The organism is Pasteurella sp. P03HT, from assembly GCF_054052285.1.
The window spans coordinates 35654-60582 of record NZ_JBSIUM010000009.1 but is presented as its reverse complement, the minus strand read 5'-3'; the positions used below and the strand labels follow the sequence as shown (position 1 = coordinate 60582).

General features: G+C 38.2%; 26 protein-coding genes and 2 pseudogenes. 16 read left to right on the top strand and 12 right to left on the bottom strand.

What is annotated here, in order from left to right; all coding sequences use genetic code 11:
* The first annotated feature begins 88 nt into the window (after positions 1-88).
* The 14 genes and pseudogenes from ACWIT3_RS08435 (at position 89) to ACWIT3_RS08370 (ending at position 11546) form a co-directional block, all read left to right on the top strand.
* Positions 89-1225 (top strand): hypothetical protein, encoded by a 1137-nt coding sequence (locus ACWIT3_RS08435; RefSeq protein WP_457162285.1) that lies wholly within the window; start codon positions 89-91, stop codon positions 1223-1225.
* A 154-nt stretch (positions 1226-1379) separates the two neighbouring features.
* A complete protein-coding gene (locus ACWIT3_RS08430) occupies positions 1380-1577 on the top strand; it encodes a helix-turn-helix transcriptional regulator (RefSeq protein ID WP_439044518.1) in 198 nt (65 codons plus the stop codon).
* A gap of 9 nt (positions 1578-1586) precedes the next feature.
* Positions 1587-2009: a hypothetical protein gene (locus ACWIT3_RS08425; protein WP_457162284.1), complete on the top strand. Its 423-nt coding sequence runs from the start codon at positions 1587-1589 to the stop codon at positions 2007-2009.
* Positions 2010-2012: 3 nt separating this feature from the next.
* Positions 2013-2612: pseudogene (locus tag ACWIT3_RS08420) on the top strand (Rha family transcriptional regulator); the annotation flags it as partial.
* On the top strand, positions 2605-2883 hold the full coding sequence (locus ACWIT3_RS08415) for a hypothetical protein (protein WP_457162283.1): 279 nt from the start codon (positions 2605-2607) through the stop codon (positions 2881-2883). The pseudogene ACWIT3_RS08420 and the gene ACWIT3_RS08415, both read left to right, overlap by 8 nt.
* 274 nt (positions 2884-3157) lie before the next feature.
* Entirely contained in the window at positions 3158-3844 is a 687-nt protein-coding gene (locus ACWIT3_RS08410) for a host cell division inhibitor Icd-like protein (RefSeq protein ID WP_457162282.1), read from the top strand.
* Complete coding sequence (locus ACWIT3_RS08405) at positions 3837-4196, top strand: hypothetical protein (RefSeq protein WP_457162281.1); 360 nt, start codon at positions 3837-3839, stop codon at positions 4194-4196. Before ACWIT3_RS08410 ends, ACWIT3_RS08405 begins: the two co-directional genes overlap by 8 nt.
* Positions 4193-4627 carry a hypothetical protein gene (locus tag ACWIT3_RS08400; protein WP_457162280.1) on the top strand — a complete coding sequence of 145 codons (435 nt, stop codon included), beginning with the start codon at positions 4193-4195 and terminating at the stop codon, positions 4625-4627. The genes ACWIT3_RS08405 and ACWIT3_RS08400 overlap by 4 nt, the downstream gene beginning before the upstream one ends.
* On the top strand, positions 4620-6800 hold the full coding sequence (locus ACWIT3_RS08395) for a DUF927 domain-containing protein (RefSeq protein ID WP_457162279.1): 2181 nt from the start codon (positions 4620-4622) through the stop codon (positions 6798-6800). Before ACWIT3_RS08400 ends, ACWIT3_RS08395 begins: the two co-directional genes overlap by 8 nt.
* A gap of 749 nt (positions 6801-7549) precedes the next feature.
* Positions 7550-8032: a hypothetical protein gene (locus ACWIT3_RS08390; RefSeq protein ID WP_457162278.1), complete on the top strand. Its 483-nt coding sequence runs from the start codon at positions 7550-7552 to the stop codon at positions 8030-8032.
* Between the two features lie 3 nt (positions 8033-8035).
* A complete protein-coding gene (locus ACWIT3_RS08385) occupies positions 8036-8500 on the top strand; it encodes a type II toxin-antitoxin system YafO family toxin (RefSeq protein WP_457162277.1) in 465 nt (154 codons plus the stop codon).
* Positions 8501-9208: 708 nt separating this feature from the next.
* The gene (locus ACWIT3_RS08380; RefSeq protein ID WP_457162276.1) at positions 9209-10039 is read left to right on the top strand and encodes an NYN domain-containing protein; all 831 of its coding nucleotides are present in this window, start codon (positions 9209-9211) and stop codon (positions 10037-10039) included.
* 778 nt (positions 10040-10817) lie between these two features.
* Positions 10818-11306, top strand: coding sequence for a hypothetical protein (locus ACWIT3_RS08375; RefSeq protein ID WP_457162275.1), 489 nt, complete (start codon positions 10818-10820; stop codon positions 11304-11306).
* 48 nt (positions 11307-11354) lie between these two features.
* Positions 11355-11546: a hypothetical protein gene (locus tag ACWIT3_RS08370; protein WP_457162274.1), complete on the top strand. Its 192-nt coding sequence runs from the start codon at positions 11355-11357 to the stop codon at positions 11544-11546.
* Between the two features lie 744 nt (positions 11547-12290).
* Here the strand turns inward: ACWIT3_RS08370 and ACWIT3_RS08365 are convergent.
* From ACWIT3_RS08365 to ACWIT3_RS08335, 7 genes are all read right to left on the bottom strand, one after another.
* A complete protein-coding gene (locus ACWIT3_RS08365; protein WP_457162302.1) occupies positions 12291-13688 on the bottom strand; it encodes an MDR family MFS transporter in 1398 nt (465 codons plus the stop codon).
* Positions 13689-13697: 9 nt separating this feature from the next.
* On the bottom strand, positions 13698-14207 hold the full coding sequence (gene mobB / locus ACWIT3_RS08360) for a molybdopterin-guanine dinucleotide biosynthesis protein MobB (protein WP_457162273.1): 510 nt from the start codon (positions 14205-14207) through the stop codon (positions 13698-13700).
* A 57-nt stretch (positions 14208-14264) separates the two neighbouring features.
* Positions 14265-14696, bottom strand: a complete 432-nt coding sequence (locus ACWIT3_RS08355; RefSeq protein ID WP_457162272.1) for a SoxR reducing system RseC family protein — start codon at positions 14694-14696, stop codon at positions 14265-14267.
* A gap of 8 nt (positions 14697-14704) precedes the next feature.
* The gene (gene rseB / locus ACWIT3_RS08350; RefSeq protein WP_457162271.1) at positions 14705-15658 is read right to left on the bottom strand and encodes a sigma-E factor regulatory protein RseB; all 954 of its coding nucleotides are present in this window, start codon (positions 15656-15658) and stop codon (positions 14705-14707) included.
* A gap of 65 nt (positions 15659-15723) precedes the next feature.
* Entirely contained in the window at positions 15724-16311 is a 588-nt protein-coding gene (locus ACWIT3_RS08345; protein ID WP_457162270.1) for an RseA family anti-sigma factor, read from the bottom strand.
* Positions 16312-16356: 45 nt separating this feature from the next.
* On the bottom strand, positions 16357-16932 hold the full coding sequence (rpoE, locus tag ACWIT3_RS08340) for an RNA polymerase sigma factor RpoE (protein WP_046339205.1): 576 nt from the start codon (positions 16930-16932) through the stop codon (positions 16357-16359).
* Positions 16933-17052: 120 nt separating this feature from the next.
* Complete coding sequence (locus ACWIT3_RS08335) at positions 17053-17307, bottom strand: FAD assembly factor SdhE (protein ID WP_046339204.1); 255 nt, start codon at positions 17305-17307, stop codon at positions 17053-17055.
* A gap of 264 nt (positions 17308-17571) precedes the next feature.
* On the opposite strand from ACWIT3_RS08335, the gene ACWIT3_RS08330 reads away from it, so the two are divergent.
* Complete coding sequence (locus tag ACWIT3_RS08330; protein WP_457162269.1) at positions 17572-19578, top strand: BCCT family transporter; 2007 nt, start codon at positions 17572-17574, stop codon at positions 19576-19578.
* Between the two features lie 233 nt (positions 19579-19811).
* On the opposite strand, the pseudogene ACWIT3_RS08325 reads toward ACWIT3_RS08330, so the two are convergent.
* The 5 genes and pseudogenes from ACWIT3_RS08325 to mobA form a co-directional block, all read right to left on the bottom strand.
* A pseudogene (locus ACWIT3_RS08325) lies at positions 19812-21218 on the bottom strand (PTS fructose-like transporter subunit IIB); the annotation flags it as partial.
* 10 nt (positions 21219-21228) lie between these two features.
* Positions 21229-22164, bottom strand: coding sequence for a 1-phosphofructokinase (fruK, locus tag ACWIT3_RS08320; protein ID WP_457162268.1), 936 nt, complete (start codon positions 22162-22164; stop codon positions 21229-21231).
* Entirely contained in the window at positions 22161-23309 is a 1149-nt protein-coding gene (gene fruB, locus ACWIT3_RS08315) for a fused PTS fructose transporter subunit IIA/HPr protein (protein ID WP_457162267.1), read from the bottom strand. Before fruB ends, fruK begins: the two co-directional genes overlap by 4 nt.
* A 95-nt stretch (positions 23310-23404) precedes the next feature.
* Positions 23405-23920, bottom strand: a complete 516-nt coding sequence (locus tag ACWIT3_RS08310; RefSeq protein WP_457162266.1) for a hypothetical protein — start codon at positions 23918-23920, stop codon at positions 23405-23407.
* 105 nt (positions 23921-24025) lie between these two features.
* Positions 24026-24595, bottom strand: coding sequence for a molybdenum cofactor guanylyltransferase MobA (mobA, locus tag ACWIT3_RS08305; protein WP_457162265.1), 570 nt, complete (start codon positions 24593-24595; stop codon positions 24026-24028).
* A gap of 64 nt (positions 24596-24659) precedes the next feature.
* Here mobA and ACWIT3_RS08300 point away from each other — a divergent pair, with 64 nt between their 5' ends.
* Entirely contained in the window at positions 24660-24926 is a 267-nt protein-coding gene (locus ACWIT3_RS08300) for a YihD family protein (RefSeq protein WP_457162264.1), read from the top strand.
* Positions 24927-24929: the final 3 nt, after the last annotated feature.

Here is a 24929-nt window from a genome sequence, read left to right as displayed (position 1 = left end):
GCGGACTAATTACCCGAACCGAAAGAGAATAACCCTATTTATTCTTTGTTGCGCACCAACTAAATAGGGCAACGCATAGGGGCGTTTTATGGCAGTCAATTTATTTATGACAGCTAGAGATACAGCAGAATATATAAATAATAAAATCTCCAGTATTTCTATGAATGAAATGGATGTAATTCTGCTTGCAATAAAAGGTTGTTTTCCTGCTTTTAATTATCTTCGACAAGTTGGTTATTCAGATAACCAATGGGAAAGAAATTTATATAAAATCAATGGTGTAAGAGGATTATATGAAGATGTAGGTTTAGATATTCAAGGAATTGCTGATGACTTAATAAATGGCAGAGCTATTTTTAGCGAAGAAGATTGTGAAAAAAATCGTTTTTCTATTTTGAAAATATTTAAAGTTGAAGAGTTAAGCGATCCGAGGTATGAGATGGTTTTTGATACAAGGATTGTTTTAACAAATATCAAATATGTTGGAAACAATCATACTGATTATGGGTACACAGCACGTTTTGGTTCGATAAGCACACCATATTCAGAATTAGATATAAACGGTATTTTTAATGGCATTATTGAAAGCCCTTTTATTATCCCATTAAGAAATTTGCATATTCCAACCCCTCATTTGTTAGAAAAGGAATTAGATAGATTTTTCTTATTTAAAAATAGAAAACATCCTGATTTTCTTGATGAGCTCGATGTAAATTTATTTGATAACGCCTTTTTTCAAGTGAAATTTCCAATGCAAATTTGTTATCAGATTCATCGAGAGCAAAGTGATATTTTTGAAGAAGAAAATATCAGTGATATATTTTTCTTTTTCCGAGATCATATAGATGAATTTATCGAAAATAGAAAAACAAAAAGTGTTCGACTCCCCCAAATAACTGACCAAAACGCCAAAATTGACGAATTACAGAGTAAAATCGCAGAGCTTGAAAAAGAACTACAAGACAGAAAAAACGAAGAAAAAAACACTCAAAAAATAGATAAAAGAAACCTATTCATAAAATACCTTTTAGCAGTGAATTATGGTGAAGATGTTGCAAACAATCCAAGAAGTCACATACTTGAGAATGACCCTACGCAAGGCGTTAAATACGCAAACGGAGCCATTCAAAAATCCTTTGAACTTAAAGGCTATGAAGTCCCAATATCAGGAAGAACGCTTGATAACTGGACTAAAGATATAAAACTAACCAAACAAGCCATCTAGTACAACCTAATCATTCCAACCTATCATTAATTTAGGGGAAATTTCTTTTTTTAGGGGAAATTTCCCCTTTCTCTATTTTTCCCCTAGCAAAATACCCCCAAGCAAAACGCAATACTTTGCTTAATTTTAATTAACCAAATTAAAAGGGGTATTTATGAGTACGACTCAAACCAATCAAACACCAATTAAAAAATACTATTCCATTAACGAGCTAACCGCACTTGGTATTGGCTCACGTACCAAAATTGACCGCTTAGCAAAACAAGGCTTACTCAAAAAAATCAAAATTGGGGGTTCTGTGCGTTTTAGTGCTGATGAGGTCAATGCTTTTATTGCTGCGGCTAACGCATAAGGGGCGATTATGGAAGGTGATCAATATCTAGCAAGTTTTAACTTTCCACTGATGGAACGCAAGCCAAAAGTAGCTGGCTTGGCCGTGCTATTGGGTGAGTTTAGCGAACTTGAATTACAAAAAATCTGTTTTAACCGTTCTTTGCGTAACGAGATTAATCAGTTAGAGGAGCAAAACGATATTTCATTTGTGCGAGTAGAACGCAAAGGGGTATACGGTGGCGTTTATCTATCTTACCGAGTAGCAAGTGCGAAAGATTGCGAGAAGTTAGCCAAGTATTACAACCTGAAAGCAAGCCAACGAGGCTATAAACCACTATCACAGGCAGATATTAACGAGGCAATTAACCGCTTTAATTATGTCGATCCTTTGGCGGTGGTGGACGGTGAAAGAGTAGTACAAAAGCCCTCACGCCCAAAAGCCAATATTTAGCGCCTGAAAGTTGCGCATTACTTTGGTAAACAACATAAAAACATTTTACGCATTTTAGAAAATTTAGGTTGTTCAGAGGAGTTTTGGCGGCTCAATTTTAAGCCATCAAAATATAAAGATGAACGGGGGAAATATCAGCCAATATTCTATATGACCCAAGACGGCTTTACGTTGTTAGTGATGGGCTTTACTGGCAAGAAAGCAATGCAATTTAAAGAGCAGTACATCAAAGAGTTTAACGAGATGAAAAAACGCCTTGCGACACGAGCCAATATGAAAGCAGACCAATTGCGAATGAGTGAGGCGATTAAGTACCGCTTAGAGCAAGTAGGCAAGGACGACCCTCACGCATACAGCCGAGAAAATAACCTTGTTTACGTGGTAGCACTAGGGAATAGCCGTAAATCGTGGTTACTGGCGAATGGCTATCCTGATGATATGGAAATAAGACAATGCTTGAGTGTTGATCAATTGCAATTAGTTGATCAGTTGCTTTCTGAAAATGCCGTAATGATTAAGTTAGGTATGGACTACCACCAACGCAAAGCACAGTTACAGGAAACCACACTACACCACTTAAGAAAAGGGGCATTAAATGCTTAATCCTAATCCACCAGCAGAAAACCAATATAACCCAACATACGTAGATATTGCAGCGCAATTAAACGATATTCAAGAGAGCTTAGAAATCACCATCGATAAAGGTTATCCAATGGTAAAAGCAGAGGGAGTGCCTGATGTGAGAATGAGCGATAAAGACTATCTGGAGTGGATGTTAGAGCGTATTAATTGCGTGATTTATGACGTGGAAAACATCCAAGAAAAATTAGCGCAATTACTGCTGATAAATTGCGAAACGAATTGCGAATTGTGAAAACTGTTAAAGCCTTGCTGGTGGTGGATTGTGAGTGATCAGATAACGCCAAAAGTGCGAAATAAAACGCCGATTAGCGAAACGGATAGAAAGTACTGTAATAGTCGATTTAACGCACTCAAACACAGTGGATATGCCACACACTTTCACACCCTCACAGAAGAGGAAAAACAAATTTATTGGGAAAAGAAATGGAAACAAAAAACCTCATCGAGTTTAGCTCAATGAGGCTTTGGAATGAAATCAATATCTAGGCAAAAAGGATTATATCAAAATGCTTTTAAAAATATCCGATTTATTTAAAAAAATTGAGCTAAAACGCTTTACAAAGTGCGGTTCGTTTTGGCATTATTTAGACGTTAGCGCAAAATCGCTAACCGAGCGTGGAAACTCGAATTATTTACTTGTGGCGAACAGTAGCACGCCATTTAACCGTGCTTTTTTTGTTCGTGAAGTTCGCACACCTAAAATAAATCCAGCAATGGATCTATTCTCTATGGTAGCGTGCGATTGGCAACGTTTAATCGTTGGCTGTGTTCCACAAGTCGCAGTTTTCCACCCAGTCGCACGTTACCGCCCTAAAGCGTGGAAACTTTTAGCGGTAACCTCTATTCAATATCTTGTGGAGTTAATCGCTATGATTTACCAATTCTTAGGCGTATCACGCCAGCACTATGACCGCACCAAAGCGGAACAAATCCGTATCCAAGCCGACAACGAACAACAAGCCCGAGCATACCTTGCCCGCCATTATGTGCTGATTTTGTTAGGTCGCTTACCAAACTTCGCTAAAAATGACCGCACTTTAGTCATTCCTGAAAATCTATGGAAAGATTGTATAAAACAACACAAATCTTTGTATGAAACGACACAAATCTTTGTACAAAATCACAACCTTAACGATACAGAACAAAACCATAGCTTGCTAAATGTTCCTACTATGGAGGTGGCTGATGCGTAAGGTTTACCGTTTAGAAATCTTTAACACTGACGACCAGTTAGAGTATATCGCTGACTACCCAACATTTGAGCAGGCAGAGCAAGCCAAACTAGCAATAGCTAGCGAGCTAAATGTGTTAAGAGTAAATATCATTGAAACAACTTCCCCTAATACTGAAATCGCAAAGGAGGCAAGGATGCGCAAGGTTATTTGGCAAGTGATTGCGTACACAGAAAACGGCAAACCGTCCATTATGGGGAGCGATGCTAGCAAAGATAAAGCGTGGGAAATCGCACGCAGCGTTTTAGATGAACAGGCTGATTTATATATAGCGGTAACGGTTAAAAGGGTGTTAGTAGGAGGTGAACAATGATGAACCCTATCACTCAAATGAAAGTAGCGAAATCCACCACCGAAATTAATAAGCCATTTAAAGCGAAATTAGAGGGCTATTTAAGCGATGGAAAACCAACCCTCACCCTAGGCAAGGGAAATGGTCTATACGTGCTATATGCGCAAATTAACCGCCAATTCCAGCTAATGAAAGACAGTAACCAACGATGCTTTAATGAGTTCCCAGATTGCTATCACCATAAGATTAAATTAGCCAGAGAATGTGATGATTTAGCTGAACGGTTAACAAAAGGCGTGCTGATGGTGGAGGCGTTAGCAGTAGGGCAAACATTAAATAAAGAGCAAAAGGGGCAGATTAAAGCCTTTATGCGTGGTGCTAAATATTTAATTAGCAAACTGCAGGGCGTTAGTTTTAACGTAGATGAGGTTCAAAGGGGGGAAGATGAGTAAATTAATTAAAGCACCGCACTTTGATCAGCAACCAAAAGATTTTATGAGTGATTTAATTGTTTTAGTTGGGCAAAGTGCGTGGAATGCTTGGAATAAAGGTAAAGGCGAAGAATGGCTTTTACTTTGCCAAGCATTGCAGCATAACCCAAAGCAAAAGCCGATTATTTTAGATAAAGAACAGTTAGAGAATATTTCTCACATCCGCATTGCTCATCCAGAGCAGCAATATATTAAGCTAATCCAATTTGATGAGCTTTCTGAAACAGAAATGACCACACTTTGTTTAAGTATCGCAAAAAATACGAAAGCCAAAATCATTGAGCTATGCGATATGCTTGGACAACACAAAGAGAACCTTAGCAGTCATATTAAACGAATAAGAGAGGGCGATAGTGTGGCTGAAATCGTGAGCGATAGCATCACAGAGGCACACAAAGAGAATAACCAAGCTAACACCTTACCTTTTATCGAAGAACGCACAGAACGAGGGAAAAGGGGGCTATATCGCATTACATTAAAGACTAATAGCTCAACGGGTGAAATCTACGAGGACAAAATAGAGTGGCTTTGTGATGCGGTTGAGGTTGTTGGAATGGGGCAAAGTGAAGATGAGTTTTACACAATGTTACGCTTTACGCCTAACCGTAGTGAGAAAAGTAAAATTATCGCTTTGCCATTAAAAGACGTTGGCGAGCGGACAGGCTGGCAATTATTGCGTAAAAATGGCTTAAATATCACGAATAATCAACGCTTACGCCCTTTCTTAGCCGATTATTTACAGGACTATTATCAAAAGGGCTTTTATCGTGTAGTGAATGCGACAGGGTGGCAATCAGGCGCATATATTTTGCCTAATGGTGAGGTGGTTGGAGAACCTAAAACGCCAGTATTCTTTGTAGGGCAGTCCGCCAATAATAGAGGTTATGGCGTAAGTGGCAGCATTGAAAGCTGGCAACAGGAAATCGCCAACAATGTGGCTGGAAATCCGTTTATGATGTTAGGTGTAGCCGTTGCGTTAAGTGCGCCTATTATTCATTTGATCAACGCCGAGAGCTTTGGTGTACATATCTTTGGCGGTAGTTCGACAGGTAAAACAACAATCGCCAATATTGCAAGCTCGATTTATGGGCATCCTGATGAAATCCGTTTAAGCTGGCTAACTACACCGTTAGGGATTAGCAACGAGGCACAAGCCCGAAATGATGGCTTTATACCGTTGGATGAGATAGGGCAAAGCACTAATCGTAAGCACGTTGGCGACATTGCTTATAGTCTATTTAATGGTGTAGGCAAGATACAAGGCGCAAAAGAGGGAGGCAACCGAGATTTAGCACGCTGGCGCACGGTGGCTTTTTCTACGGGGGAGATTGATTTAGAAACCTATTTAACTAACGTAGGGATAAAAACCAATGTAGGGCAGTTAGTCCGCTTATTGAATATTCCACTACAAAGGGCAAATCAATTCCACCACCACAAAGACGGAAAAGCGCACGCTGACCATTTAAACCAAGCCTCAAAATTGCATTATGGCGTTATAGGGCGTGAGTGGATTAAGCACCTTATTGAATTGCACCATAACAACGCCATAGAGCCGTTATATCGAGCTATTTTAGAGAGTAGATTAAATACCCTACCGAATGATTGTCATTCACAGGTTAAGCGTGTGATGAGCCGTTTTACGATATTAGAAACAACATTAAAACTTTCCTTAAACTTCACAGGGTGGGATGTGGGCGAATGTGAAAATGCGATAACCAAGGCTTTTAATGAGTGGGTGAATATCTTTGGTTATCATAGCCGAGAGGAATTACAGGTTATTGAGCAAGTGAATGGCTGGCTTTTAGCAAATGCGGAAGGGCGTTTTATTAGATACCCAATAGATCCAACGCAAAGAGAAGTAAACAATATCGCTGGCTTTCGTGTAATACCAGATAGTAAGAGCGAGGAGCAAGAGCATTTTTACTTGTACCCAATGGCATTTGACGAGGCAATAAAAGGGCATCCTAAAAAACAGGCTTGCCAAATTCTAGCGGAGAAAGGAATGTTAAAGAGAGGAAAGGAGAAGGGTTACGGGTTTACAATCAAACTCCCACGCCAAATAAAAGGAGATCGCACAAGATGCTATTTACTCTATACGCTGGTGGAAAGCGAGGACGAGGAAGAAAATACATAACTTATCCAGTATAAACAAGAGGGCAAACGCCCTCTTTTTTATTGTTTAATTTGTGGCATACAAATTGGATTGCTGTTCAAATATGGCAAAATATGTAGCATTTAATTTACATTATGAAATGAGCACAGAATTAAAAAATTAGATAAAAAGTTTTTTTCGTGTAGATAACAGTTTTTTTATAGGACCAATAGGACCAGAAAATAATATATAGATAAAAAACAATAAGTTATATGAAAATATAAGTAAAATCTGGTCCTATTTTTAGTTGTTTTGGTCCTATTTTTAATGATTTTGGTCCTATTTTTGCTTGTTTTGGTCCTATTTTTTAAAGCTCAAAAAACAACCATTTTTAAAACTGGTCCTATTTTGGTCCTACTGGTCCTATTTTTAAAAATCGAATAGGACCAAAAAACAGGCTTTCAACCCGCGCCAATACTGAATTGGTCCTATGGTCCTATTGGTCCTATAGTTTTTTGCTTATATATACACATTGCTTTTTTTCTTGATAAAAATCGTGGTGGTGGATTTATGAAGAATGAGGGATTTTATGCTACATAAAACATTGAGGATATTTACATCCACCAATGGTGGATGTTAGGGGAATGAATTGACTTAAATCAGTTTATAACAATATATTGTCGTAATTTGCATAAAATTAATTAATTTTGCCTAGTTTACAAAATAGCTTTTCTAGAAGTACAATGGCAGTCCATTTTATCTAATAACTTGTTTACACTTTGAGGGCTATTATGAAAAAGGCAAGTACAGCAAAAGCACTTATGCTAGGCTTGGGTATCGCTTTTAATGGTCATTCAGAACCAAACCTTATCAATAACATTTCTCATAGTGTTGAAGAAATTAGAACAATGACAAGTGTAAAAGCAACGGCTCAGGATGTATTTAGGGAAGTTGATGCGCTTGCTCAATCTTTACATAAGCTAAATATACTCATCAAAACTCACCTTACTCATATCGATCCAAATAATAGAGCTAGCCTACTGTTAGTTAATCAGGCATTAGATTTTGGTATTAGTCTTATTAAAGAACGTTATGAAAATGAAATTTACGAGCAATTTTTTAATGAGTTTAAAGCACTTGCTAGTGCAAAAAATACATTAGAAATATACTTAAGACGCATCCAAGAACAAAAAGACGGCATTGAAATAGTAAGAAATCCTGAACTAACACTTAGCCAATCTAATATTGAAGAAATAATGAACGCTAGAGGCTGATTTATGAACTCTAGAGTTTTAGTTCACACTGGTTTACATCATATTCCCTACATTGAACGCATTGCAGTCGGAATTGCACTTTTTCACGATACAGGGAAATATCCTGACTTCTTAGGGCATTTTGGGCAGTTTGAAAATAACCCTCAAGCAATGGATAGCCTTTTACATAAAATTCATATTGCGTTATATAGTGCAGATTGGAATTTTAGAAAGTGGAAAAATAGAAATGGGCATAATAGAACAAGTGACAATTTTGTCATTTATGCTAAGCATTTCTTTTGTGATGATTATTATCTGATTTTGGACATTGTTCACCCTGAGGCACATAAAAGAATTGATAAATTGCTGCCTAATTTAATTCAGAAGGCTGAGGAATTTCACAAGCTGAGAAGAAATGAGTTACAGGCTAGTACAGCGTATAGTGCAGATAATTATCAAATAACAGAAACAATTATCTTGACAGACTAGCACCTAAACGGTGCTTTTTATTGCCTAAAGATGTCGATAGAAAAGGAATTGATATTGATTGAATTATTTACCAGTGATTGTGGCATAGATAAAGACTGATATAACAAGGAATTAGATTAAAAGGTACTCCTGATGGGAGTGGGCTTTCCACGGGGCTGGACGCGCGCGGTTTTCGGCAGTTTTTCGAATTTTCAGCCATCATCATCTTATGTAAAAAATACTCTTAAAGTATCCATATCTATCAATCTAGAGAAAGGGAAGGGGGGGCTAAATCTCTACAACTTTTCACTTTAGAAACCGCTCCACTAACTCAATTTTTACAACCGCAAAATTAAAATTTTCAGATATGGGGGAGGGTGGGTAAAGAGTTCAGAAGAAAGGCTTGGGCTACCGCTCCTAAAAACTCCTTAAATCGCTATTCCAGTTTTTTGACCTTTTTTTGACACCTTAGGAGGGCTATTTATGAGTATAAGAAAACTTAGTAATGATATGGTTGATTAAAATTTACACTGGTAGTTGTGTTTTATTTTATGTTCTGATACTACATATAGTGTATTCAATGTTTAATATTAATTTTTAACTAAAAAAAGTTTGCTTTATTTAAAATGAATTATTATTATTAACCCATGCGAACCTGTAGCAGCTCACAGATCATATTTACTATCTGTACGGCGGTTATGGGTTTTTTTTATGTTAAGGAAACATGGTATGAAAAAAACAGCCGTATTGATTGATGGTGGATTTTTTTTTGCAAGAGTTGGGTATTTTTACCGAAAGCATTTTTCAACTAAAGAATTAACCTCAGATCACCTCATTGACTTATTATGGAAACTCGTTAAGTTTCATATTGAAAAAAAGCATGGTCAACATATTGAACGTGAGCCACTTGAGCTTTATAGGATATACTATTACGATAGTCCACCTCTTGATAAGCAGGTAAAATATCCTCTCTGTGAGAATGGAGAAAAGACCCCAAGAAATAAAAATTTCAAGGATGATCCTATGTATAAGCTACGTTTAGAATTTCATCAGAAGCTTAAAGAAACTCGTAAAACAGCATTACGAATGGGGACAACTCAAGATAATGATTGGCAAATAAAAGGGCACACATTAAAGGAGTTAAGAAAAGGGATCAAAAAGTGGGAGGATTTAACTAACGATGATTGGTTTTATCAAATAACTCAAAAATCAGTTGATGTTAAATTAGGAATGGATATAACAATATTATCTTATGAAAAATTAGTAGATGTTATAGTCCTTGTGGCTGGAGATGCTGATTTTGTTCCTGCTGCAAAACAGGCAAGAATCAAAGGTATTGATTTTATTTTAAATCCCTTACATCAAACTACATCACCTAAACTTGCTGAGCATGTAGATGGTATTCAGTCATTTAGTTTTGGTGTGGCGTTAGCAGAAATTTTGAAATGTTGTCCAGAAGGTAATCCTACTTGGTGGGAAGAATATAAAACCAGACCTAAAGGAACTAAAATACAAGAAAAAGGAACATCTAGAAGAAAAAGCTTTAGAAGAAAAAGCTAAACCGCTTTTTAGCGGTTCTTCTTTACCCTCAATTCATTAGCCAACCAAATTCCCCCTATTTTCGATTCAATAATCACTTTGTGCTTTGTTTTGATGTATCAACTCTCTATTTTCTTCAGTGTACTTAAAATGTCATTTTTAAAAACAACCCCATGTAAATGATCATTAATAACTAGTTTTTTATCCGTACTCATACGAAGATAATCCGTATTGTTATTGTCCGATATGTAAATTTACACAACGCTTATTAGCAAATAGATAAGAGTGAGGCACTTCACCGTTAGGAAAATTATCCTAACGTATATATGATAAGTATCAGCCAATGGCAGACACCCTTTTAACAAGTTTTAATTAGTCCTTTTTTATAATGTAAAGAAACTCATTTTTATAGAGGGATATTAGGCACAAATAAAGTATAAAAAACAATCAAAAATAGGGGTGGCAAACAAAAATAGTACTAGGAATAGTACTATATTTTAAGGTGTTGAAATTTAGTCTTTTAAAAATCAATATGTTATATGGTGAATTGGACTCCCATTCTCTCCGCCAATCCATAAATCAATCTTCATCAAACCTCACCAAAATAATCAATAAAATCAAGACTTTTTACATTTTATATAGTGCAATTTTAATCAAACTTTTATCTTCTGTTTTACCTATAAGGTCAAAAAATAGGTCTTCTGACGCCATATAACGTAATTTATTGTTTCATTTTGTGAACGGATTAACAGAAAAAAATACACTATAAACTAATAATTGAAACATACTAGGAGTAAATATGAAAAAGTCCTTATTAGTTGTATTAATGAGTATGGTGTTGGGTGTTTGTGGTAGTAGTGGGGGGGACGCTAATCTGAGCAAGAACCTATCATCTATCGATATTGTTCCTTATCCACAAGTTAAAGCAATTGATAGTATTCCAGATGAAGATGTAAGAAAACAAGTGGCTGCTGAGAAAGATAAGTGGTTTTTGTCCTTCTCTGGACATAATTTTGATATGGGGTCTTTGCCAAAAGGGGTAATGACTAAAGAAATTGGTGGTAAAAACTTTAGAATAATTAACCTGCCCTATTCTGTAGCAGCTTTTGGGTCGTCTAAAACCATTGCTAAGGGCAGATTAGATCTATTTTTTGAAGCAGTACCTGATACTGATAAAGATCATATGCCAAGACATACAGTCACTTATAGTGGTTATTCAGGCAGTCTAAATGTTGCGGGGAAAATGCATTTAGATATGGACTTTGCTAAAAAAATCTTATCTGGTTAGCTTTATGAGCGGAGAAATAACAACGGTGAAACGCTACCTGATATCATTTTGAAAGAAGCTAATTATGAAGAGGATTATAATTTCTTTAGAGGGAAAACTGATTATCAATTTAATGAAGGAGGATATAAGTTAGAATATGAGGTTCGTTTTGTAGGTCCTTCTGCTGAAGAAGCGATAGGTATTGTTTATGAACCATTACGTTCAAGTTCAGGTATAACAATAGCACCTATTTTTTTATGAAGCATTTGGCGGTAAACAAGATGTACCTACTCCTTAAAAAGAACATTAATTAAATTCTCCCCCAAGTGAGATTGCTTGGGGGGTATTTTTCAACGCTAATTAATATTTATTTTCCCTAAAAACAATGTGATATACAGCGAATCATTAAGCATAAGTGAGATGTTATGAAAATTATCCTAACGTATACGCGATAGGTATCAGCCAATAGCAGATACTCTCTTAACAAGTTTTAATTAGTCCTTTTTTTATAATGTAAAGAAACTCATTTTTAGAAAGGGTAAATAAAACAGAAATGAAGTGTAAAAATAATCAAAATTAGGGGGCTTATTAATTCAAAAATAAATTTTTTATATTCAAATGGTTATATTGAAAACCAGACTCTCATTCTCGTAATCCTAATTATTATTCCCTGTAATCTTTTTCTCGTTGAAATTCTCATCAAAAAATAGCCTACTTTTATGCCTTTTCTAACGCAGTTTTCTTTTGTAGGAAATATTGATGAGGATTATGTCTAACGTTCTGACATTTTCAATAAAAGACGGTTAGAAAAGGATTTTAATGAGATGAACGTATTATCGAGTAAATATGATGATGGGCAACATAAGAATGACGGGAAATCGATATACCTATCGTTGAGCCACCTATTTTTTGTCAGGTATAGGGGAAAGCGCTATTGAGATACCATCATCTTTTCCTCTTGAAATTTTTCAACACCAAGCAAATTAGTTTGGCGTTTGTTGAGGTTTAACGCTTTCCAGAGTGCTGTAAGCTTGCACCATCTTGTGCTTTTAAATAGTTGAGCAACCAAATTAATACGAGACCAAATAAGGCGACGCTCAGAAAAGTATAGCTAAAAGATTGTTGTAGCTGTTCCCCCGTTTCACCAATAGTGTCTCGATAAAACCCGAGAATGACTGAACATACCGCGATACCAATACCAATACCCATTTGTTGTGCAACACTCAGAATTGTTGAGCCAGCACTCGCATTTTGTTCAGAAAGTTCGCTGACTGCCAGGGTATTTGTTGCTGTAAAAATCACAGACATGCAAGCACCGTACCAAGATAATGCGATGATGAGTAACCAAATTGGTGTGTTTATAGTGACAAATGTCATTGCGGCAATAGAGAGAGTTAGCTGTATTGCTGTGATGATTAAGGTTTTTTTGTACCCCCACCATGTTAAGATTCTAGGAATAAGGGGCTTCATGAGAACTGAGCTGATTGCGATTGGTGCAAGTAACCACCCAGAGAGTTCCGCACTATAATTGAATACAATTTGCAGCATGAGGGGCAGTAAAAAAGGGATACCAGAACCACATAAGCGAATAAGTAAGTTGGCGATGATACTAATGCTAAATGTTCTGATATTGAACAGTGATAAAGGCAATAATGATGTTGAAGATTGTTTTGCATGAAAATAATAAGCGGATAAGAGAGCTAACCCCAAACTTAGAATACTCAATGCATTAATTTTATCACTGCTGCGCTCTGCCACGAGATCAAGCCCTAAGGTTAACCCAACTAATCCACCCGCAAATAGAAAAAAACCTCGCCAGTCGAGTTTATTGACTGCTGCGGTAGCATTGGGCATATAGTTGCCTGCAATCAAGACGCCTAAAATACCAATAGGGATATTGATAAAGAAGATCCAATGCCATGTTGCGTAAGTGACTAACCACCCACCAAGAATCGGTCCAAGAATAGGACCGAGTAAACCAGACATTGCCATTAAGTTCCAAACAGAGAGTAAGTGCTGTTTAGGGACTGTTCTAATAATTGCTAGACGGGCTACTGGCATCATGAGGGCGCCACCAAAACCTTGTAAAACACGCGAGAGCACGAGTGTATCAAGCGTGTTTGAGAGTGCACAGGCAATGGAACCTAATACAAAGATACTCACAGCGAAGCGGAAAATTTTAAGCGTCCCATATTTATCCGCGAGCCAGCCACTGAGAGGAATAAATAATGCGACGGTTAAAGCGTAACTGATAATCGTCAGTTGCATTTCAAGTGGTGATTCATTGAGATCACGTGAAATGGCAGGAAGAGCCGTATTAAGAATTGTGGCATCCAGTGTTTGCATAAAAAGTGCAATTGCTGCGATCCAAGCGAGCCCGCGATAACTATTACGTTCGGTCATCATATTACCCTATTTTGTCCCGCACTTTTGCTGATACCAACTTAAAACAAAGCCGCCGATTTGGGAAATATTATTTATGTCTAGGCAAGGTTTGTCTGAGTGTAAGGCATAATCTGTTGCGAGTGCGATAACATGCTCATCAAGTTCAGGTAATGGTTTTGTCATGGTTTGACGATGCAACAAAATCTTAGGAATCGGTTCCTGCTTGAAACCTTCAACGAGAATTAAATCAATTAAACAGGGATCAAACTGCTGGGCTAAATAAGTCAGGTCAACAGGCTGTTGAGGTGTTTCTGTCATGAGTGCCCAGCGATTATCACATGCCATAATGACTTGCGTTGCTCCCGCTTCTTTCATGCGCCAGCTGTCCTTTCCCTGTTTATCAACTTGTGCATTGTGGTGACTATGTTTGATGACAGCAATTCGTAATCCTTGGGTGATGAGTTCAGGAACGAGTTTTTCGAGTAGCGTCGTTTTACCACTCCCACTATAACCTGTAATGCCTAACATTAAGCCCATACACTGCTTGTCCTTCTGTCAAAAAATTTATATCAATTATAAAGGGATTAGCACCGATTACAAAACCCTTAATAAAATTGGCTTATATGCGGCTCGTTGATTGAGCGTTTTGCTATACTGGCGAATAGCAACAAAAGCTAAGCCAGTGCAGAAAAAAATAAAGGCAGCACGGATTAATTCATGCGAGGACAGCCATTCTGAGATAAAAGTACTCATTAACAGAGTAGAGAGGGGAACGATATAGAGTAACAGAGCAGATAAAATCAATGAGCGTTCTTCCAAACCAATTTCAACTTGTTGCCCAATTTTCAAGGGCGTAATGGTTTCAATTGTGAAAATGTGCTCACCTTGTTCGCCCGTGAGTTCAGAAAGTGCAGAGGCGCCACAAGCATTTTTTGCAGCGCAAGCACCACAAGCACTTTGCGATTGACATTTTACTTTGGCAATTCCTGATTGATATTCAATGACTACGGCATTTTCTTTGAGCATAGTTGTATCTATTTTTTGAATTGGATATCTTGAACAATGCGTTTTGCTGTAGAGATAGGAAGTTGTCCAACAAAGGTAATCTCTTTGCCGTCAATCGTTTCGCTATATATCGTATAAGGTCCCTGTTTCCATGTATTATCTACATGAATTTCTGTGACAGGATCAGCAACGTACAATGTGAATGAAAACAGCCCATCACTATATAGTTGACTTTCAATTTGGTTATCTTCCTCTAGACCGATACTTTCATTGATTTTAACAAAACCCTGTGGTAACCAGCTTGTTTGCCAAGTTAATGGTGGGGAATTTTCTTCTTTTTTATCTATCAATAGGGGCGGAAAAACCACATTATCTAAATATTCCGCCAGACCTTGTAAGCCCTCGCCGACATAAAGATGGACGACACGGAATTGATCAAGTAGATTCCCATCACGATCGAGAATATCACTTTGTAGTAGAAGGTGATTTTCTTCATCAATAAAAGCCAGATACTGATAGCGAAAGTCATCTTTTGGCAAAATGCGAATAGTTTGCACAATACGATCTGCAACACGATTGCGTCCAATATTGACGAAATCATAGTATTTTTCTAAACGATCAAAATCAGCTCGCATAATTGCAGGTAAACTATCGATAATGTGTGAACTTTGCAGGGTAAAAGGCTGAAAATTGGGCTGGAAATAACTGACCAAATGATCACGTTGTATGATTTCTTGTTGAACGCCATCAAGAGAAATTAATTGCGCATAAGATTTCCCATCTAAATGAAGATGGCGGTAGCGTAGTGAATCCATATTAGCAGGAGTGGTTTTCACAAATGCCATTTCGTAGCTCAGCATTTCGCGTGCTTCAAGCATTTTTTGTAGAAATTGTTTCGTTGACAACGTATTTTCTGCGGAGGCAGACAACGGTAGAGTCAGTATCGCGCAAAGTGCGGTTAATTTTCGCAATGTTTTAAACATAATCATTACCATAAAACAAATTCACCACCAATAAAGGTGGTGAAAATAGAAAATGTGCTACCTCATTATTTTTGGTTTGCTTGTTGATTTAAGATCAACGAATCAGCATAAAGGCGGCGTTGAATTTCATAGTTTTGCAACATTGCGCCAATGCGTTTATTTTTCTGCTCCAACTGTTCTGGTGTAACGGCATCTTTAGGCGCGTTGTAGCTGACTTCTTGCACAACATTATTAAAGGGTAATGTTTGTAAAATGGGTGTATCAATATTATTTGGCACATCATTTTTAGCCGTAATGAATGATTGCGTACCCAATACAGCAACTAAACAGACACTCGCTGCGACAGCCACTTGTGCAAGAGGGGTAAATAGACCTTTTAATTTTTGCATAAATGGTAAATGTTCAACCTCTTCTGGTAATGGCTGAGATACTATTGGTTGAGTAAGATGAACCTCTTCTTGTTCAATTAATTTATCCATTTTTGCGGTAAAATCTGCACCTAATAGCACTTCAGTTTCTTGACGCATTACAGCGCGAATTGTATGAAAGTTTGCCCAAGATTTTTGTAATTCACAATCTTGGCATAACTGTTCTGTCAATTCTGCGCTGACTTGTTCACCATCAATATAGGCTGAAAGTAACTCTTTTTGCATTTTGACACTCCAACTTTCGTTTGGTTTTTCGTTTAGGTTGTGTTTTTAACGTTCTAGCATGGGTTGTACTTTGCTTTCAATAATTTCACGTGCACGGAAAATACGAGAGCGTACAGTACCAACTGGGCAATCCATAATTTCAGCAATTTCTTCGTAACTTAGACCTTCAATTTCTCGTAACGTAATTGCTGTTCTTAGGTCCTCTTGTAATCCATTGATAGTGTCAAACACGATTTTCTTTAATTCACTAGATAACATTTCATGTTCGGGCGTATCCACATCCCTTAAATTACTTCCTACATCATAACTTTCCGCGTCTTCCGCTAGAATATCTTCATTTGGCGGGCGGCGTCCTTGTGCAGTAAGATAATTTTTTGCCGTATTTACGGCGATTCGGTATAGCCAAGTATAGAAAGCACTGTCACCACGAAAAGAATCAATAGAGCGATAGGCTTTAATAAATGATTCTTGTACCACATCGGGAATGTCGTTAGGTGACACGTAGCGAGTCAGCAAACCAGCCACTTTATTTTGGTAACGTGAAACCAATAAATTAAAGGCTTTCTTATCTCCCTGCTGTACTCTTTCTACCAAAGCCTGATCTGTTAGCTGTTCAGCCATATAACCTCTTATATCACCTCTAACAAGCCTTAATATTCAAAGACAGCAAGCTCTTGCAATCAGTTAGACGGTGTGAAATTTAAAAAGTTCAATCTTTTTTGTAAAGACAGAATATTGTGATTAATCAGCTAATTTCAAGGTATGTTGAATATAATCAACCATATGTTGTAAGTCTGGATCGCTTGCTTTCCCACGATTAAAGAACCAAGAAAATAATTGCAAGTCAGAGCAAGCGAGCAAGCGAATAAATTGGTCTTTTTGTTCATCTGGTAAGTGATCAAAATACTGTTGGTAGAATGGCATGATGACTTTGTCAAGCTCTAGCATGCCGCGACGGCAATCCCATTCAATTCTCAATTTATTATATTTTGTCATGTCATATCCCTGTAAGGTTTGATGGGATTAAATATATCAAGGATCTATTACAAAATAAACAAAGTTGAGGGATTTGCATGATTATCTTAATGGAAGGCATTTTGCGATTTTGATAATTTTTTGTTATATTAAAAAGGTTATATCTGACTAAAAGGTATGACTCAACCACGAATACGTCTTAAAAGACGCCTTTTCTTCCGTTAATAAACGATCATAATTTATAACATAATGTTATATCCAATTTATCAAATTTAAGGAGAAGTTTTGACTTTTTTAAAGCAATTACGTGCGGCGAGCACGTTAAAAGCACCTATTTTTTTCCCTAGTCTTGTATTTATTATTTTTGTTACTGGTTATTGCACGCTTTTCCCAGCCCAGTCCCAACAGGTGCTTAATCTGGCTAAACACCACATTTTCACGCACTTCAGCTGGTTTTATGTTCTAGCTGTGTCGATCTTCATCCTCTTTTTAATCTTACTTTGTTCGAGTCGATTAGGGGATATTCGTTTAGGAGGAGATAATGAAGTGCCTGAGTATCCATTCCTTTCTTGGATAGCCATGCTATTCGCGGCAGGAATGGGTATTGGTTTAATGTATTTCGGGGTGGCGGAACCCATGTTGCATTATGTTAACCCATTACATCAACAGATGACCCAAGCAGAACGAGTGAAAGAAGCTATGTTGATGACGTTTTATCACTGGGGAATTCATGCTTGGGCCATTTATGCTGTGATTGGATTAGCCCTCGCGTACTTTGGTTTTCGTTATAAGTTACCTCTTACGATTCGATCAGGATTTTATCCGCTGTTAAAACATCGAATTTCAGGCTTTTGGGGGCACTTGATTGATATTTGTGCATTATGCAGCACGATTTTCGGTATTACCACTACGTTAGGTTATGGCGCAATGCAATTAGATGCTGGTTTGAACCATTTGGGGTGGATTGACTCTCGCAGTTTTTCCACATTATCGATGTTGATCATTGCAGTAATGTGCCTGGCGACCATTTCAGCAATTACCGGTGTCGCGAAAGGGGTACGTCGATTAAGTGAAGTCAATTTATTTTTAGCACTTGCTTTACTCGTGTTTGTGATAATCGTAGGTCCAACATTGTTATTGTTTACCAGTTTTACAGAAAATCTAGGTTATTATTTGAGTAATTTAGTTGCCTTGAGTTTTCGTACTTTTGCTTATGAGCCAGAAAACCAAGGCTGGTTTAGTGGATGGACTGTCTTATATTGGGCATGGTGGGTGTCTTGGGCACCATTTGTTGGCTTGTTTATTGCTAAGATCTCAAAAGGACGCACCATTCGTGAGTTCATCTTAGGAGTATTGTTTATTCCCTCGTTATTTAATGTCTTATGGATGACGACATTTGGGAATACGGCAATTTGGTTAGATGGAGAAACCGCAGGCAAATTGACCGCACTTTCAAGTCATACCGAAGCCTTATTATTTGGTTTCTTTGAACAGCTTCCATTTGGACATATTGCCTCATTTGTAGCGATAACCATTATTGCGTTATTTTTTATTACCTCGGCGGATTCTGGCATTTATGTGATCAACAGTATTGCTTCACAAGGTGAAGAAAAACGGGTGAAATGGCAAAGTCTTTTTTGGGCGATCCTGTTAACGATTTTAGCCATTGCATTATTGCGTTCAGATGGATTAGCCGCACTACAAACGATGACCTTAGTGATTGCACTGCCTTTCACATTGATTATGTTGTTATTATGTTTCGGTTTATGGAAAGGCTTAATGGTCGATAACCAATATTTCAGCAAAGCCTTTTCGCAAGGGAGTGGGAATTGGACAGGCAAGCATTGGCAACGTCGTTTAGAAAAGATCCTTTCTCAATCTAAGCGTGCTGATGTCAGAAGCTTCATTCATGATATTGCACAACCTGCATTTGAAGATTTAGCTACAGCGTTTGAAAAGCATGGTTTAGTGGCACAATGTGATGTCATTGTCGGTAAAAATCCCAAAATTGAATTTGTTGTGATGAAAGAAAATTTACGTAATTTTTTATACGGTATTGATTGCCAGCCGCGTGAATTGTCGACGCTTGTCGTAGAGGATGAGAAGTTACCATATATTGATTCAGAGCGGGCGTATGAGCCTATCACGTATTTTATTGATGGACGTGAAGGGTATGATGTGCAATATATGACGAAAGATGAATTAATTGCCGATGTGTTAAAACAATATGAGCGTTATATGAATTTGGCAATGGATAATACGAATGCGTTGATGACTCATGATGTCACATAATCGTCAAATGCGATAAATCGCTAAAAAATAACCGCATGTGAGGTGAATGACATGCGGCTATTATTTTTAAGCAGGTTAGACTAAGACATAAAATAAGCAACCGCAGCAATCAGTAATGCAATGAGAATCACAGGGAATAAACGTGCCCCTTTGCATTGGAATTGGCAACAATCAGCTTTCGATGTGGTGTGAGGGCACGTGGCCTTTTTATCATCTTCTGCTTTGTTATCAGTATAAATTGTTGCTTCTGCAAAGGCTTTTTCAAATTCCTGAGCTGTGTGGTTTAAAGCCGTACAGGTTGAGGTACGGTAAAGGGGTTTGCCCACAAATTTGGTTAAGTCAATATCAATATCAGCGGCAATAAAGACTAAATCCGCAGCAGCGACCTCTTCTGGTGTGATTAAATTATCCGATCCTAATTGTCCACGTGTTTCGACTTTTACACACCAGTTTTGTGTTTTGGCATATTTCATAATTGCTTCGGCGGACATGAACGTTTGTGTGATCCCTGTTGGACAAGCAGTGACTGCGACAATTTTTTTACTGCTGTCACATGTTGCAAAATCATTCGCAAAATCACGTGTAGGTGGCGTGATAATGTCATCTTCAGGTTGTTCAACAGTATAGGGTGTTGCTTGTTCGAAGGCGTGGTGAAATTCTTGTTCAATATTGTTTAATACGGCACGAGTTGAGGTACGATAAAGAGGTTTGCCTGTGAACTTAGTTAAATCAACATCAATATCAGCGGCAATAAACACCAAATCCGCATCGGCGATTTCTTCCGCGCTGATTAAATTATCTGATCCCATTTGTCCATGTGTTTCGACTTTAATACACCAGCCTTGTGCTTTAGCGTACGTCATAATCGCTTCAGCAGACATAAAGGTTTGGGTCACGCCCGTTGGGCAAGCGGTCAGTGCGACAATTTTTTTACTGCCTAAACAGGTTTCAAAATCATTTGCATAATTGCGCGGTGCTGGCGTAATCGTCTCAACTTCATCATCATGATGAGGTTGGTAATATTGCGCATGTTGTAAAGCCTGTTCAAATTCGGCAGCAGTATCGGTCAAAATGGCACGTGTAGAGGTACGATAAAGGCGTTTTCCTATAAATTTAGATAAGTCAGTATCGATATCAGTTGCAACCAAGACTAAATCTGCTGCCGCTATGTCTGCCGCGGTGAGAAGATCTTTTGCAACAAGCTGTCCTTGTGTTTCGACTTTCACTTGCCAACCTTGCGCTTTAGCATAATTCATAATCGCTTCGGCAGACATAAAGGTTTGTGTGACACCCGTTGGGCAGGCGGTGACTGCGACAAGATTGTGAATGGAAGAGGGTGAAGAAACATTTGTCAATTCGACCGCACTTTCTCTTGCTTCATAAGGTACAGCTTGTTCAATAGCCTGTTGAATGGTGGTTTCTGGTGCATTGAATGCCACATCGGCGTCAACAACAAAAATGTTTTTATTTGCAAAAGAAGGAGAGGTCGCGGCTTGTTCAGTAAAAGCGATTACCAAGTCTGCTTCATTGATCTCTGTGATTTGATGTCCTTGTTGTTTTGCGGCAGTTTCCATTACTTGACGTAACAAAAAACACTTCGCGTTACCAAGAGCTTCATTTTTAGTCAGAAAAATATTCATGAAATTATCCTTAAATTGAGGTGATTTTTATGTTTTCTAAAATTGGGTTTAACAAGCTGCGATCGGGAATACCCACGTGTGTTTGCGAAACAGTGAATGCTGCTACAGCACTAGCGAATGCCAATGTATCGGCAGGGGCATGCTGGTGAAGGATGCCGTAAATTAATCCTGCAACCATTGCATCACCTGCTCCCACAGTGCTAACGATGTGTTCACACATTGGTGGTTGTGCATAGAGAATATTGTCTGGGGTCAGCCAGATTGCGCCTTGTTCACCTAGTGATACGACAACATTCACAATTCCCTCAGCCTGTAATGTTTTAGCGGCGGCGATAATATCGGGTAAGTGAGGAAGAGGGTGACCGACCCACGTTTCTAATTCACGATAATTTGGCTTGACCAGCCAGGGTTTTGCTTGGATTCCCATCGTAAGTGCTTCATTACTGGTATCTAAGACAATTTTGGCTCGTCCTGTATTGAGTTTCTGTAGCCAGAGCATGAAAGCCGTAGGTGAAACCCCAGGTGGAAGACTGCCACAAATTGCAATGAAGTCAAATTGAGAACTAATTTGGAGCGAATAATCAACAAATTGCTGCCAATCTTGCTCGTTAATCGCATAACCTTGGAAATTGAGATCGGTGACGTCTGCTTCTGTTTCGGTGATTTTGACATTCATTCGTGTTGCGCCATTTACACGTTGGAAATGATCGATTAAATCGAGTTCAGCAAACATTTTTTGGTATTCACCTTGGTTCTCTCGCCCAATAAACCCACTTACCGTAGATTGAATACCAAGATCATGTAAGACTTTCGCTACATTTATCCCTTTTCCAGCTGGATACAGACCAAGGTACTCTACTTTATTCACTTCACCCAAGGCAATACGTGGTAGACAGCCAATTAAATCATAAGCTGTATTTAATGTGATAGTAAGTAATTTGCTCATTTTTCCTCTCCTAAGCCAGATTCAATGAGATCACAGATACCTTTAATCGCTTGTTTAGCGTCTTGCCCAGTAGCAACAAAATGCAAGCGATGTCCTTTTTGTGCTCCTAATGATGTGACTTTAATCAGACTTTTGGCACTGATTAATGGACCTCCCTTGTCAAGATTTTGTACCGCCACAGAAGCATGATATTGTTTGAGATAATTCACTAATGTCGCCGCTGGGCGGTAATGTAATCCATGTGCATTACGGACCGTGACGATGGCTTCGACTGCAGGTACTTGTCCAACTAACACTGTTGCATTGGGAATAGGATTATGTCCTTGTTCGGGCTTGAAAATGGAGAGGATTTGTTCAATATCACCTGTCAATAACGTTTGTTGTACTTGCTCATCCAATAAACTAGCCAAGGTATCATTAATCTGTTCATCAATAGTAGAAATGGTTAACACCGCATGTACCATTTTGCCATTATGCCTGAATGGCGCCTTAGCACGACTAAATGCAATGGCATTTTTGCGGTTTCCCACTGTCGCATCAGTGAGCCAAATGCCCCTGCCGAGAGGGAGTGCTGCACTCGAAATGACTTCATGAATAAACTGATCATCTATTGCATCTTGTTGTTGCAAGTTGTCAGCGTTAAGTGCGGTCAGGGTTAATAAACTTTCTGTTTCGACAGCTAAGCGGATTGTGTGGGCGGTTATGAGAGTATTTGACATTTCTCCCAGTAACATCGCACGAAATTGTGCAGGGTCTTGTGTGTCAGCCAGTTGTGGTGTACTTATTTCACTATCAAGAAGATGCGTTAATTGGCGTAATAGCGTGAGATGAGCATCTGAGTTTGCCGCAATGCCAATGACCACATAGACAGTATGATGATCTGTCCATGGTACTCCTTGTGGGAATTGGAAGACTTTTACTCCTGTTTTTTTCACCATAGAACGTGTAGCGATCGTACCGTGTGGAATCGCAATGCCTTTACCTAAGTAAGTAGTAAGTTGTGCTTCTCGTTCTAACATACCTTGTAAGTAACCTGATTCAACACAACCAGATTCGATGAGTGATGTCGCCACTAATTCAATTGCTTGTTGTTTATTTTCAGCGTAGGCGGCTAAGTGAATGTCATTTTCCGTTAATTGAAACACAGGTACTCCAGTCTTCCTTGTTATCTGATGTTAACTTTTATGCTGCGGGTAAAATGGAAAAAACTGCTGATTTTGACATCAACAGTTTTTTCACGTTAATGGGTACAAAGTTTGAGAACTTGCTCTGCACCTTGCACAATATAAGGGTCATCTTCTTCCCTCACGTTGCCTTTTTGCAAATCTTTCATCGCATCGTAGATGCCTTGCGTCAGACTGGCAGTATCAAGTTTTGACCAACAGTCTTGCTTGAGCTGGCGGAAATTGGTTTGTAAAGCAGAGGCAAAAAGCACACCACTATAATAAGCATGAATACTAGAATCATGGCCGCCTTGGTATAAATTTTCTCGAATTTTTTCAATCGGGACTAAAATACGGTTTAAGTACCAATCATTGACCCCACTCGAGAAGGAGTGAATGTCATAGTCTTGGTTTACACGACCTTTATAGGTTTCAACGGTCGCCTCATACGCTGTCGCATAAGATTTTTGATCAAGTTGATCTTTATCTACGTTGATAACGGCTTTTTTATCATCCATAAATGGAACATAAGAAGATAATGAGCAAGCTGAAAGAAGTGCAACTAACGTAATAATGGAAAGTTTTTTTAACATAAAAAGTCCTGAGTTAGCCAAGAAGAATAGGTCTTTAATTATACTGTGAAACGGGACATTATCCAATCCATTCATTACCTTAAAATCATAAAACCTACGGATTTTTTATGCTTGCAAATCAGCGAGCGTATTGATGTTTTTAAATGCGGCTTTTTTGTCTGAAAAATCAACTGCAACCGCATGATGCTGTTGCATAAATGTCAACATTCGACGTTCGCCCTGTGCCAAATAGTCAGCTAATGCGCTTTTCAAGTGAGTGGATATTAAACAGAAGGTTGGATGTTCACGTTCGCCATCGTGCGCATAAGCAAGCAAAACATCGGGAGAATTGACCGCACTTTTCAGTCTATCAACGAGATCAGACGGTAAAAAAGGGCAGTCGCAAGGCACGAATAACACAAAGTCAGTGGTGGCATGTTGTAATCCTGTTAAGATGCCACTTAATGGTCCTTGAAAACCGTCGAGTTGATCACTAAAAACAGGTAAACCATATTGTGCATAGTGGTGTTGGTTACGATTAGCACTAATGGCAATATCACTTACTTGAGGCGCTAAACGTTGATAGACATGTTCAAAAAGAGGGCGCTGCCGAAAATGTTGTAAACCTTTATCGACTCCACCCATACGGCGAGCTTGCCCCCCAGCTAAAATTACTGCACTAATTGTGATCGTCATATTTTCTTCTTTATTTAATTACAGTATGATCCAAACAAATTTTTTCAATCATAAGGAAAACTTTATGAAATGTCATCGTTTAAACGAAGTATTGGAACTTTTACAGCCTTATTGGTCTAAAGAGCCTGATCTGCATCTATTACAAATTTTGCAGAAAATTGCCGATGAAGCTGGGTTCGAGAAACCTGTTGCAGAATTAACGGATGAAGTGATTATCTATCAGTTAAAAATGCATGGTACAGATAAACATGAACCTATTCCTGGCATTAAAAAAGATTATGAAGAAGATTTTAAGACCGCGCTATTAAAAGCCCGCGGAATTATTAAATAGTTA

Excerpts from the sequence above, each read along its gene's own strand:
- ACWIT3_RS08435 (WP_457162285.1), top strand. The coding sequence starts at position 89 with ATGGCAGTCAATTTATTTATGACAGCTAGAGATACAGCAGAATATATA.
- ACWIT3_RS08430 (WP_439044518.1), top strand. The coding sequence starts at position 1,380 with ATGAGTACGACTCAAACCAATCAAACACCAATTAAAAAATACTATTCC.
- ACWIT3_RS08425 (WP_457162284.1), top strand. The coding sequence starts at position 1,587 with ATGGAAGGTGATCAATATCTAGCAAGTTTTAACTTTCCACTGATGGAA.
- ACWIT3_RS08415 (WP_457162283.1), top strand. The coding sequence starts at position 2,605 with ATGCTTAATCCTAATCCACCAGCAGAAAACCAATATAACCCAACATAC.
- ACWIT3_RS08410 (WP_457162282.1), top strand. The coding sequence starts at position 3,158 with ATGCTTTTAAAAATATCCGATTTATTTAAAAAAATTGAGCTAAAACGC.
- ACWIT3_RS08405 (WP_457162281.1), top strand. The coding sequence starts at position 3,837 with ATGCGTAAGGTTTACCGTTTAGAAATCTTTAACACTGACGACCAGTTA.
- ACWIT3_RS08400 (WP_457162280.1), top strand. The coding sequence starts at position 4,193 with ATGATGAACCCTATCACTCAAATGAAAGTAGCGAAATCCACCACCGAA.
- ACWIT3_RS08395 (WP_457162279.1), top strand. The coding sequence starts at position 4,620 with ATGAGTAAATTAATTAAAGCACCGCACTTTGATCAGCAACCAAAAGAT.
- ACWIT3_RS08390 (WP_457162278.1), top strand. The coding sequence starts at position 7,550 with ATGAAAAAGGCAAGTACAGCAAAAGCACTTATGCTAGGCTTGGGTATC.
- ACWIT3_RS08385 (WP_457162277.1), top strand. The coding sequence starts at position 8,036 with ATGAACTCTAGAGTTTTAGTTCACACTGGTTTACATCATATTCCCTAC.
- ACWIT3_RS08380 (WP_457162276.1), top strand. The coding sequence starts at position 9,209 with ATGAAAAAAACAGCCGTATTGATTGATGGTGGATTTTTTTTTGCAAGA.
- ACWIT3_RS08375 (WP_457162275.1), top strand. The coding sequence starts at position 10,818 with ATGAAAAAGTCCTTATTAGTTGTATTAATGAGTATGGTGTTGGGTGTT.
- ACWIT3_RS08365 (WP_457162302.1), bottom strand. The coding sequence starts at position 13,688 with ATGACCGAACGTAATAGTTATCGCGGGCTCGCTTGGATCGCAGCAATT.
- mobB (WP_457162273.1), bottom strand. The coding sequence starts at position 14,207 with ATGGGCTTAATGTTAGGCATTACAGGTTATAGTGGGAGTGGTAAAACG.
- ACWIT3_RS08355 (WP_457162272.1), bottom strand. The coding sequence starts at position 14,696 with ATGCTCAAAGAAAATGCCGTAGTCATTGAATATCAATCAGGAATTGCC.
- rseB (WP_457162271.1), bottom strand. The coding sequence starts at position 15,658 with ATGTTTAAAACATTGCGAAAATTAACCGCACTTTGCGCGATACTGACT.
- ACWIT3_RS08345 (WP_457162270.1), bottom strand. The coding sequence starts at position 16,311 with ATGCAAAAAGAGTTACTTTCAGCCTATATTGATGGTGAACAAGTCAGC.
- rpoE (WP_046339205.1), bottom strand. The coding sequence starts at position 16,932 with ATGGCTGAACAGCTAACAGATCAGGCTTTGGTAGAAAGAGTACAGCAG.
- ACWIT3_RS08335 (WP_046339204.1), bottom strand. The coding sequence starts at position 17,307 with ATGACAAAATATAATAAATTGAGAATTGAATGGGATTGCCGTCGCGGC.
- fruK (WP_457162268.1), bottom strand. The coding sequence starts at position 22,164 with ATGAGCAAATTACTTACTATCACATTAAATACAGCTTATGATTTAATT.
- ACWIT3_RS08310 (WP_457162266.1), bottom strand. The coding sequence starts at position 23,920 with ATGTTAAAAAAACTTTCCATTATTACGTTAGTTGCACTTCTTTCAGCT.
- mobA (WP_457162265.1), bottom strand. The coding sequence starts at position 24,595 with ATGACGATCACAATTAGTGCAGTAATTTTAGCTGGGGGGCAAGCTCGC.
- ACWIT3_RS08300 (WP_457162264.1), top strand. The coding sequence starts at position 24,660 with ATGAAATGTCATCGTTTAAACGAAGTATTGGAACTTTTACAGCCTTAT.